The sequence below is a fragment of the Arthrobacter sp. LAPM80 genome, assembly GCF_046736435.1.
In the GTDB taxonomy this organism is placed as follows: domain Bacteria; phylum Actinomycetota; class Actinomycetes; order Actinomycetales; family Micrococcaceae; genus Specibacter.
In genome coordinates, this window is the sequence record NZ_JBCHVD010000010.1 from 144,049 (window position 1) to 154,836 (window position 10,788).

General features: G+C 61.9%; 5 protein-coding genes. 2 read left to right on the top strand and 3 right to left on the bottom strand.

The genetic code is table 11. From position 1 onward, the window contains the following. Nucleotides 1-368 precede the first annotated feature (368 nt). The gene (locus AAGW05_RS12210; RefSeq protein WP_411804800.1) at nt 369-1,034 is read left to right on the top strand and encodes a response regulator transcription factor; all 666 of its coding nucleotides are present in this window, start codon (nt 369-371) and stop codon (nt 1,032-1,034) included. Nucleotides 1,035-1,287: 253 nt separating this feature from the next. Further along, a complete protein-coding gene (locus AAGW05_RS12215) occupies nt 1,288-2,115 on the top strand; it encodes a sensor histidine kinase (protein WP_411804801.1) in 828 nt (275 codons plus the stop codon). Between the two features lie 68 nt (nt 2,116-2,183). Here AAGW05_RS12215 and AAGW05_RS12220 read toward each other — a convergent pair whose 3' ends face one another. The 3 genes from AAGW05_RS12220 to AAGW05_RS12230 all read right to left on the bottom strand — a co-directional run bounded on the left by AAGW05_RS12220 (nt 2,184) and on the right by AAGW05_RS12230 (nt 10,762). After that, on the bottom strand, nt 2,184-3,893 hold the full coding sequence (locus AAGW05_RS12220) for a copper resistance CopC/CopD family protein (RefSeq protein WP_411804802.1): 1,710 nt from the start codon (nt 3,891-3,893) through the stop codon (nt 2,184-2,186). Nucleotides 3,894-3,961: 68 nt separating this feature from the next. Then, nucleotides 3,962-9,919, bottom strand: a complete 5,958-nt coding sequence (locus tag AAGW05_RS12225; RefSeq protein WP_411804803.1) for an Ig-like domain-containing protein — start codon at nt 9,917-9,919, stop codon at nt 3,962-3,964. A 582-nt stretch (nt 9,920-10,501) separates the two neighbouring features. Beyond that, on the bottom strand, nt 10,502-10,762 hold the full coding sequence (locus AAGW05_RS12230; RefSeq protein ID WP_411804809.1) for an ATP-binding protein: 261 nt from the start codon (nt 10,760-10,762) through the stop codon (nt 10,502-10,504). Nucleotides 10,763-10,788: the final 26 nt, after the last annotated feature.

Here is a 10,788-nt window from a genome sequence, read left to right on the forward strand (position 1 = left end):
TACGCGGGCATTACCAAATGATTCTTCGATAACAGCTACGCGGGCACCTTTGATGAGTCAACGCGCTCCGCGTCGCTCCGTTGACAGCCGTGGTGCCGAAGCTTACGATGAGCGCAACCGTTCACAGCCGTGACCGGCCCAAGCATGTTGTTGTGGAATACAAGCGGCCATGAATTGGGGGGCCATCGCATGAAAAACCATATTGCTCAGTCTGGAGTTGTGCTGGCCGAAGCTCCGGCATTAGATGGCTATCAGGCAGAGTCAGGGATGGCTTACGCCTATGCGGATTTCCTGCCCGGGGACCCAGAGGCAATTTCTGCACAAGCGTCCGCCAGAGCGTTGGCGTCTTCCGAGCACCGGGCGAAGATGTGAATAACATCGTTGTCGTCGAGGATGAGCCCGCCCTCGCCCGACTCTTAGAACGGATCCTCAGTGGTGCCGGCCACACGGTCACAGTGGCTGGGACTGTTGTTGGCGCTCTGGCAGCGATCCGCAAGGCCGACCCGGAACTTGTCCTTTTAGATCTCATATTGCCGGATGGACGCGGCGAGGATGTCTTGGCCGAACTGATGCAATTTCGCCCGGCGAGTCGAGTGTTGGTGCTTTCATCTATGACGCAGGTGGACACCAGAGTGGGTGTTCTGGAGGGCGGTGCAGTGGATTTCTTGGCCAAACCCTTTGCCAACGCCGAACTGCTGGCCCGGGTCAACGCCCGCCTGCGAACGCCTACACCGCCCTTAGCCGTCCCTCGCTACCTCCGAAGAGCTGGCGTCGAGATCGATGTGCAACAACGCGAACTCGTGGTTGATGGGCGCCGCATCTCCCTAACCCAACGGGAGTTCGTGCTCCTGGCCCACCTCCTTCAGCGGGCCCCGGAGACGTGTACCCGAACCGAGCTGCTTGAGAGCGTCTGGGGCACGCACTTCGACGCTGGCACGAACGTCGTTGACGTCTGCGTGCGCAGACTGCGATCCAAACTCTCGAACGATAAAATCGAAACGGTGCGCAATGTTGGATATAGGATCGCGATCTAAGGTCTTCTTGGCCGCCGTGTGGGCGGTGTTTGCGGGAGTGAACTGCTACCTCACCTTCATACTGCCCGGCAAGGAGACCATCCCGTTTCACCTCGTATGGGCCAGTTTCGCGTTACTCTAAGGACTGTGCCCCTGGCCCCGGCGTGCCACCCAGGTTGTCTTTGTCATTATTATCACGGTGACCGGGTCCGCCCTGGTTGGGCATGCGATGACAGGGACCATCGCATGGGAAGAATGCACCGAGATCTTTCTGATGGGCGGGATTATCGCGCTGTTGATCTGGCATGTTAACCGGCAGTGGAGTGCTCAGGTCCGACTGCGCGCACTGCAGCAAGCTGACCGTCACCGAAGTCAGCAGAGGGAGAATGCTGCTCGGTTCGGATCCCACGAGGTACGCACGCGGCTGACAATCGCTAGGGGCTACGCGCAACTGATCGCCGACCAGTCGACCGAGCTGACGGTGCGCGAGGACGCCGAGCTGGTGGTAGCCGAACTCATTAAGGCGTCCGCATTGGCCACCAACTTGCTCACCCTGGTCCGCGTAGTGGAGCCCCCGAACACCGAACCCGTCGACGTCGACCGGATGCTGGCCGCGATCCTGCGCCGATGGTCAGTGACCGCCGACCGGAACTGGAACTCCCGCAGTGCAGTCGGCACCGTCCAGGGCGACAACGAGCGACTCGAGGCTATATTGGATTGCCTGCTCGAGAACGCAGTCAGGTTCACCGGCCCAGGAGATACCATCGCTATGACCGCGGACGCCCAGGGCGACGAGCTTGTGCTGATTGTTCGGGACACGGGGGTGGGTATCCCATCCACTGATCTGGACTCCGTTTTTGAGGTCTTCCGGACAGGTTCCACCGCAGGCGAGCGAGCCGGCAGTGGGCTGGGCCTGGCCATCGTCAAGGCCGTCACGGAAGCCCGCGGCGGCACCGTCGCGGTGGCCAGCTCGCTCGGCCACGGCACCGCATTCACTCTGCGGTTGCCGCTACGCCCAGCGCCGCCAGCCACGCTCGGAAAAACCGCCTCCGCTTCGGCCGACCGTGATCCCCATGATGAGTCGGTCGATGTACGCAGCTAACGCGGACACCCCTCCGCGCTCAGGTACCTCCCGCTCGGCGTCGACCACCGCGTCGGAACCGGCATGACTCACCCAGCGACGACCATATCGACGACGGCCGCTGGCTGCTCCAGCTCGTTGACCCGGACGGCGACCGTGATCTTCCATATTCCAGCCACGGGCAGGACCATCTCGGCCCGGTAGCTTCCTGGCTGCTCCCCGGGTTCGACTTTGGCCGCCAGCGGTCCCAAGCCCAGATTCGGTTCGGCCACACTGACCTGGGGCATGCTGATTGGCTCAATGGACTCACCTCCAACATCGGTAAGCTTGAAGGTAAGGACGTTTACTCCCGCAGCCCCGGGGCTAAAGTGGCCGGTCAGATGCCCCGTTCCAAGGTCCCCAACCACCTCGGTCTCAACGGGGGCCTGCACCACGGCTGCTCGCGGATTTTGCAATGTCAGTGCTGAGGTGAGACCCAGCACCATGACTACCCCAATAGCCTCAAGACGCACGGCCAAGGCTAGGCGGGACCAAGCTTTGCCCTTGAGCCCCTCGTTCGCCAGACGCGGGAGAAGCCCAAACCGGTTCCATGCCGCAAGTGAGCCAATCGACGCGACGATGGCCAGCTTTACCATCAGCAACTGACCGTAGGAGGTGCCGACAAGAGTCGCCACCGACCCCACCATCACCACAGCGAGGATGGTGCCCGTAACGCCGAGTAGAACAACCAGACCCCCAGCCAAAGTCGAGAACCTGCCCAGCACCACTGCAGCGTGGGTGGGGTCACCTTTGCGCCGTCGGGCACGGGCCAGGTGCAATACCAGTCCCACGAGGCCGCCCAACCAAACTGCTGCCGTCGCGGCGTGAACCAGGTCCGAGCCCATCACCAGCCAGCTGGGTCCGTACGTCCGTGTGTGGCCGATGGGCAGAACGGAGATCAGCGCGACTCCCGCCCCCAGCGTTCCGGCCCAGAAGGAGCCGGTGCCCGGGATTCTCGATGCCAACAGCATCAGCACCACCCCGGCAAGGGCCAGGACCAGCGTCAACCCCGCACCCCCGGACCACCCGGTGGCAAAGTTGGCTGGATCAGTCAACCCGACGAGACCCGAACCTCTCTCCCGCACCGCACTGAGGGGTATGAGCAAGGTGTAGGCGCTGATGGCGAGCAATCCAGCCACCCATGGCAGTCGACGAGCCGCCACGGTGGTCCGGGCAACGAAGAGATCAAAAACCGTGAGTCCAACAAGAACGAACAAACCCAGATATCCAACGGCGTTGAGTGCTCCGTAGAGCACGTCCACCACTCCGGAGCCACTCGTGACGACGGCCGGGACCGCCCCGCCTGCCTTCCCCACGCTGAACGACAGCACCCCGGAAATAGGGTGGGAGTCATCGGAAATGACACGCCAGCTGAGCTTGTAGCTGCCGTTGGCAAGTTTTGGCGGCAGGGTGGCTGTGACCGTCGCGTCAAGTTGGTCTACCTGCAGGATTCGGTGTCCGCCGCTGCTGTCGTAGAACTGGAAGCCATCAAGGACAGGGGCGACGGTTTCGCCGAAGACAAATTCCACCGAGGCAGGGGCTCTGGTCAGGGCGGCGCCATCGGCAGGCAGGGAGTAGAGCAGGGCTGCATGCGCCAAGACTGGGGTGGGTGGCATCACCAGCGCTATGGACAGCATGGCGAACAGCAGCGCGAGCAAGCGTCGGCCCAGCAGTCCCGCTGCCCGAATTTTCTGCCCGCGCATTTGACGGGATGGTTCTCTGAGCACGATCGTCTCCTCGTCCTGTATGACTGAGCCCATGCAGGCAGCGTACGCCGCCGCCCAACCCCCACGTGCAGGATTGGGCGGCGATGTACGCTGCGGTGGTGCTAGTTGCCCGTAGTAAAGCTCCAGGTCACGGGTGCCAGCAGATTGCCTGCAACATCCTTAATCCCGTTGCCGAGGGTGACGGTGTACTTGGTGTTCGCCAGCAGGGTGCCGGTTGGGTTCAGCGTCGCCACCTTTGTGGTGCCGGAGTAGCTGACAACTGACGGGAACACGGCGCCGTTGGAGCTCCGCTTGATGGTGAAATTCCCGTTGGCCGCGGCCGAGGCGGGCAAGCCTGTGACTGCCTCGCTGAAGGTTGCGGTGATGTTCGCTGTCCGGCTGACCCTGGTGGCGTCGACAGCCGGGGTCCGATTCGTCACCGTCGGGGCGGGGCCGGTGATGAAGGTCCACGTCTTGGCGGTGAGCGGGTTCCCTGCCACGTCCTTGATCGCGCTGCTCAGGGACAGGGTGTAAGTCCTGTCACTGACCAAGGCTGCATCAGGGGTTAGCGTGGCCACCCGGGAGGTGGTGTTGTAGTTGACCTTCGAGGCGATGGTTGCCGTTCCCAGCTTCAGGGTGAAGTTGGGGGTGCTGGCAGCAGTGGTGGGCAGGCCCGTCACTGCTTCGCTGAAGGTTGCACTCAACGGGGTCCGGTTGGTGGCCGTTCCCAGTCCGACGCCGGTGGCTCCGGCGGAGGGGTTGGTGCTGGTCACCGTCGGGGCGGGACCGGTGATGAAGGTCCACGTCTTGGCGGTGAGCGGGTTCCCTGCCACGTCCTTGATCGCGCTGCTCAGGGACAGGGTGTAAGTCCTGTCACTGACCAAGGCTGCATCAGGGGTTAGCGTGGCCACCCGGGAGGTGGTGTTGTAGTTGACCTTCGAGGCGATGGTTGCCGTTCCCAGCTTCAGGGTGAAGTTGGGGGTGCTGGCAGCAGTGGTGGGCAGGCCCGTCACTGCTTCGCTGAAGGTTGCACTCAACGGGGTCCGGTTGGTGGCCGTTCCGAGTCCGACGCCGGTGGCTCCGTCGGACGGGTTGGTGCTGGTCACCGTCGGGGCGGGACCGGTGATGAAGGTCCAGCTCGTCGCTGCCAATGAACCGCCTGAGACGCTCTTGATGGCCGTAGTCAACGAGAGGGTGTAGGGCTTGTCAGTGGCCAAGGCCGACGACGGGGCCAGGGTCGCTGTCCGCGTTGCCGCGTTGTAGCTCACCGAGGCCGCGACGGCCGTGGTGCCCTGCTTCAGCATGAACGTGGTGTTGCTGACGCCCGTGACGGCTTCGTTGAAGGTGACTGTCGGCCGAACGTTGGTCGCCACACTGCTGACCCCAGCTGCGGGGTTCTGACTGGTCACTGTGGGGATGGTGGCAGCGGGGGTGGCTGTGAGCACCGGCGCCGAGACCGTGTTTCCGGCCGCGTTCCAAGCTGTCACCCTGTATGCGTACTGTCCGGTGCCGGCTGTCTTGTCGGTGTAGCTGGTGATGTTCGCCAGAGTTGCGGCTATCTGGGCGTACGTGCCTGCCGTGCCGTTGGTCAGTGGCGCACGCTCAATCTTGTAGCCGATCTCGTTCTTCGCATTGCCCCAGGTGGTGGGATCCATGATCGACACCGGCGTCCCGTCAGTCCAGCTCAACAGCACGTCATTCGCCGGTCTGGTGAAGCTCACTACGGAGATGTCTGCCAGGGTGCGGGGTGTACTGACTGCGATGGGCCGCATCATGTCCATCTCCTCGTGGCTGAGGATGTGGCAGTGCCACACGTATTCCCAGCCGAAGTTGGTCATGACATTGCTGATTGGGTCGATCGGATTGCCGTTGGTGTCGGTGTTGTTGAACCCCGCCTCGTAGCCATTCACACCAGTGATCGAGCCCTTGGCGCCCAGAGGCATCATCGGGTTCAGTGGCCGGTTGCTGTCCGGGACAGCGAATGGCAGTTTTGGCAAGATGGGCCGGACAGCCACGATGGTGTCCTCCAGTGGGCTGACACGTACTGTGTCCTTCCAGCCGATTTCTGTAGATTCAGGTGGGATGATGATGTTATCCCACGTGACCCTGTTCAACAATTGCACGTCATTGAGGTGGAAGTGCAGCGGGTGGGTGTCCACACCGTTGTGCGTGATCTTCCAGATCTGTGTGCCGTCAGCGTTGGTGGATATGGGTGTCACCTTGAGGCTGTTGATCCCCTTGGTTCCATCCAGGAGTTCCGTGGCTGGGTTGACGTAGGGGTAGAGGATGATGTTTTGCAGTAGCGGTGTTGCTCCTGGCGCCTCCAATCCGATATTGCCGGTCATGCGCCCCCACTCGTCAAAGTTCGCTGCGTTCATCTCATCGTGGACGCTCTTGCCCTGGATGGGAACGCTGAGCTGGGGCCCAGCCAAGGTGTCGAACTTGAACTGCTCCCCACCTTGTTCGGCGATGCGGGCAAAGCCGTCGCAGTTCGCGGCGGGGTTGATGGCTGCGTTGCAGTAACCGCTGCCAACGAACTTCGATCCGTAGGCCTGATTGTATGCGGCCTGGCCAACCACGATGGGGTTCTGACTTGACTCAAAAACTCCGGCGGGGTTGCCAGCTGCATCGGTGTGGTGATCGAACGCTGCCATCAGCTTGCCCATTTGGTCAGCCGTGGTATTCGGCCGGTCGAAGGCCAGTGCAGGCGCTGCGTTCGATACCTTGACCTGCATGACTGAGCGGGTGTCAGGACCGTAGCCGGGCAGTGTCGAGGGTGCGCCGGCCGGGAACATGTCCGGTGCACCTGTGTAGTAGTCGTAGCCTGGGATCCGGCCCGGGAAAGCGGCCGGCGCATCGTTGTAAAGGATCAGTGTCTTCCCCCTGTAGGCGGAGAAGTCAACGATCACATCGGCCCGTTCGGCTGGTGCGAGCAGCAGCGAGTGCTGATCGACGTTGCCCACATCGAACCTGGTTGCGTCCATAATGAACGTTGTCTCATGGGCGGGAACCACGGCCGGGGTGGGTAGGAAACCGCCCTCGTTGCCAATCTGGATCCAGTCAGGTCCCTTGGGGCTCTTCGCGGTGTCCGGTGTTGGCATGACGACCGGGTCGGTCTGGGCCAGGGAGAGTTCGCTGGCCTTCAGCGCAACCTCGGTGCCGGTTGCAGGATCGGCGACGTACCACGAAAGGTTCCAGAATCGGTCGTCGGATCCATTAAGGATGCGGAACCGGTAGGACTTGGGGTCCATGGTGGTCGTTGGGTAGGCGGTGCCGTTCACTACAGGCGTGTCATGGAAGGCCTCCATGCCCACTGAGTTGTTCGGAGTCGACGGGATCAGGGCAGGCTCACAGAAGTCGGCCGTGTTTGAGTCGCACGTGGGGTCAAAGTAGGGATTGGCCATGGGTGGGTACTTGGCGTCCTTGGCTGGCGGCCAGAACCACGGGCCGTAGAACCAGCGGCCGAATGCGCTCATACCGCTTGCGTCGCCAGGGTTTTGCGCGGGCATGTAAACGTGTGGCTGCCAGAGGTTGCCTTCACCGCCCCACTTCTTGGCGTCCCAGGTCGGGTCAAGCTTGGCCATCCTTGTCGCGCTTGGAACGAAGGTCTTATCCTGGATGGTCAGCGGGATCCCCATTCCTAGCCCTTCAAGAGCTCCGCCGGGAGCCATCAGCTTCTGTTCTGTTTCGTCAGTGATCATGTAGCCTGCTTCCTCACCGGCGTACACGTTCAGCCGTGTGATGCCCCACGAATGGTCGTGGTAGAACATCATTCGGGCGCTCTGCTGATTGGTGTAGAAGAACGTCTCGGCACCGGGGCCGGGATCTGGCATGTCCGGGACGTTGCTGACGCTGACGCCCTTCGGATACTTGGTGTTCTCACCGGTGGGGGTGACCCACTGGTGCGGTGTGCCGTCGCTGATCCACGGGGTAATGCCGCCGTGGAGGTGCAAGGTGGCACGGTTCTCCGAGTAGCACGTGGTGGGCTTCGGCGTTTCCCCGCACATCGGGTTGCGCACACCGTCGAGGACACTACCCTCGTCCTTGGCCATGTCTTCAGGAACCTTAGTTACCGGGTTGAGCGTCATCATGTCGGGGCCAGCACCTGCACCCATCACCGAGGTGTCGACCGGCAAGAACAGATCGCCATCCACGCCGGTGGGTAGGAGATTGCGGAACAGAACACGGACGGGCTTGTTCTTTGTAGCGAGGATGGTCGGTCCGAGGTAATGCGGGTTGTCCACCCCGTTGAAGCTGATGGGACTGTCGGGGATGGATGGGTCAACGTTGGCGTTGCCAAGGGCTACCTTCTTGCCAGGGATAACGCCGGTTGAGAGCTGGACGTAACCGCGAAGCAGGGTGGCCGGCAGGTCCCGGTGGAACTTCATCCGGTATTGCACAACCGCGATTTCATAGTAGTCGGTGCCGGGATAGGTGGTGGTGTCGGGCACCGCAACCGGGATGTACTGGCCTAGGTCGTTGGCATTCTCCTGGCCTTGGCCTGGCAACGTGTCAACAAACTTCTTGATGCCGGGAGTGAGATATCCGGCCCCGGGGGTGGTCACGACGATCTCGGTGACCGAGCCCTTGACAGCCACTTTGGCCGTGCCGCTGGCGCCCTTGTCGGCGACGCCCACGGTGTCCGCAATGGTCACTTTCGGTGCTGAGAGGTAGCCTGCGCCACCGCTGGTCATGTCGATCCGGGTGACGCCGATGGTGGCCACAACGTTGGCCCACGCGGTGGGATCTGTCTTGCTGGCATCGGTGACGGTCACTTTAGGAGCGGAAGTGTAGCCACTTCCGGGGTTAGCTATTTCAATGCCGGTCACCACGCCATTGGCATCCATGGTTGCGCTGGCCGTTGCCTGCACGCCGTCGGCGACATCAGGCTTGGTGATGGTCACCAGGGGCTGGGTCGTATAGCCCTTGCCTCCGTCGGTCAGTTTCAAGTCATCGACTGTTCCGCTGGCCAGCGCCTGTGCCGCCGAACCTGCAGCTGGGTCGCCGCCTGTCAGGGTCACTTTGGGTGCTGTGAAGCCGAAACCCGTCTCATTGACATCGATGCCGGTGATGACGCCAGTGGCGATCTTTGCGGTGGCCTTGGCAACCGCCGTGGGCGTGACTCCGGCCGTTGTGATGGACACCGAAGGCGCGACGGCGTAGCCCGAACCCGGGCTGGTCACGGTCACACCCGAGATGGCTCCTGTCTTCGGGTCGACCTGGGCCGTTGCCTCGGCGCCCGTGCCCGGATCGGTGATGGTCGGAGTGACGTCTGCCCCGAAGGAGTAGGTGCGGTCGTGGGAGAAGTCCGGATAGTTTGTGGCCCCGAGCTTGAGCGTGGAATCCTTGGCCGGGGGAACGTTGGTGGTCATCCCCGGGTCGCCGCTGGCCGGCGTGCTCAAGGTATCACCATTGGCGATGACCTCGGTGTCAACAGGAATCCCTTGGCCGTAGAAGCCGATCACATCGTTTTGTTGGACTGTCACCGGAGGCACGGAGTAGGTTGCGACCTCTCCCGTGGCCACGAGCGGCTTAGGCACCTTCAGGGCATCGCTGGCGAAGACGACGGTGTATTCGCCGGCTGTCCCGGTGGGTCGTAGCACCAGCGCGTGGAAGAGGCTATCAGCCGATGTGGTTGGACTCCCTCCAGCATTACCCTGGTTCCAACTCTGGAAGTCGTGGAGAGTGCCAGCCGGCAGTTTGGCATGGTCAAGCACCACCAGCACCGGGCCCAAAGTACCAGTTGGCTTCGCGTAGTCAGTGGCGTACTTGCGCTCGGTCAGCGGGTTGCCGTACAGGACCGGCGTGGGTGTTCCGACGCCGATGCTCACCATTGCATCCGCCAGGGTCTGTGGGCTGTTTGCCCAGTTGGGGTAGGGCCCGAAGTAGTGGGGCACTTTCGAGGAGTCGGTGGTGCTCGAGGGGACCGCGGCCTCCGCGGCATCGGGTCCGGAGAGGTTGGTGAGCCCTCCCAGCGGTCCGATGCTGCTGACCAGCAGTGCGAACGTCAAGATGACGGCCGGTCTGCCCAATCGGCGCCTCGGGGCCCGGTGGAAGGGGTGGTGGGCGGGTGATTGCATGATGATTCCCCTTACAAACGGAGCACGGGATTCCGGGCTCTATGTGACGAGTGTCATCCTGCGCGGTTCAAAAGGGGCGATTTATGACATAAGTGTCATCTAGCCTCGAGCATTCTAGGGGGCGGGACTCTGATAGATCAGACCGTGCGGCTCGATACCAGCCATGACCTGTACTTTCGTTCTGCGGCTGCCGAAGACGGGCGGAAATGCCGGTACCGGAAGGCCGGGCGGCTCAAACAGGTAGTTGATCCTCTGTCGGCAGGCCTGTCTGGCGCAAAGGTGCCCTGATCACTGCCCAGTTTTCGGTGAAAATACGTGACATGAAGAGCAGACAAAGTCCTAAGGGCGGCATAAGACGTCGTGTATATCCATACGTGGAAGGACTTCATCTACGTAACCCCAAGGTCACCCAATGCTATTCCAGGAAGGTTGTTTGTCAACTGCAACTTAGAACTGACCATTGGCTGCAGTTTGTTTTGACCGGCCGCGGCAATGGGTTGACCGTTGGCGGCAAGTATTTTTGACCCCTGGTCAGGCGCCCGGGGCGTGCTGGGAGGGCGGGCGCCTGACGGTTGTGTGGGTTTAGCTCATGGGTCGGGTTCCTTTCCCGTTTTGGGCTTGCATGAGACGGACGGATTCGCCGCTGGTTTGGCAGAGGTGGGCGTGGTGCATGAGCCGGTCCACGGTCGCGGTTGCGATGGTTTTAGGCATCAGTTCATCAAAGCCAGAGGGGTGGATGTTGGAGCTGATGGCTAGGGAGCGTTTCTCGTAGGAGGCTTCCACCACCCGGTAGAAACCCTCTGCAGCATCGCCGGAGACCGGCAACAGGCCAATATCGTCAATCTATGCGGATATCCGCATAGATTGAT

Coding starts and splice junctions, on each gene's coding strand:
- AAGW05_RS12215 (WP_411804801.1), top strand. CDS start 1,288: ATGGGCGGGATTATCGCGCTGTTGATCTGGCATGTTAACCGGCAGTGG.
- AAGW05_RS12225 (WP_411804803.1), bottom strand. CDS start 9,919: ATGCAATCACCCGCCCACCACCCCTTCCACCGGGCCCCGAGGCGCCGA.
- AAGW05_RS12220 (WP_411804802.1), bottom strand. CDS start 3,893: ATGGGCTCAGTCATACAGGACGAGGAGACGATCGTGCTCAGAGAACCA.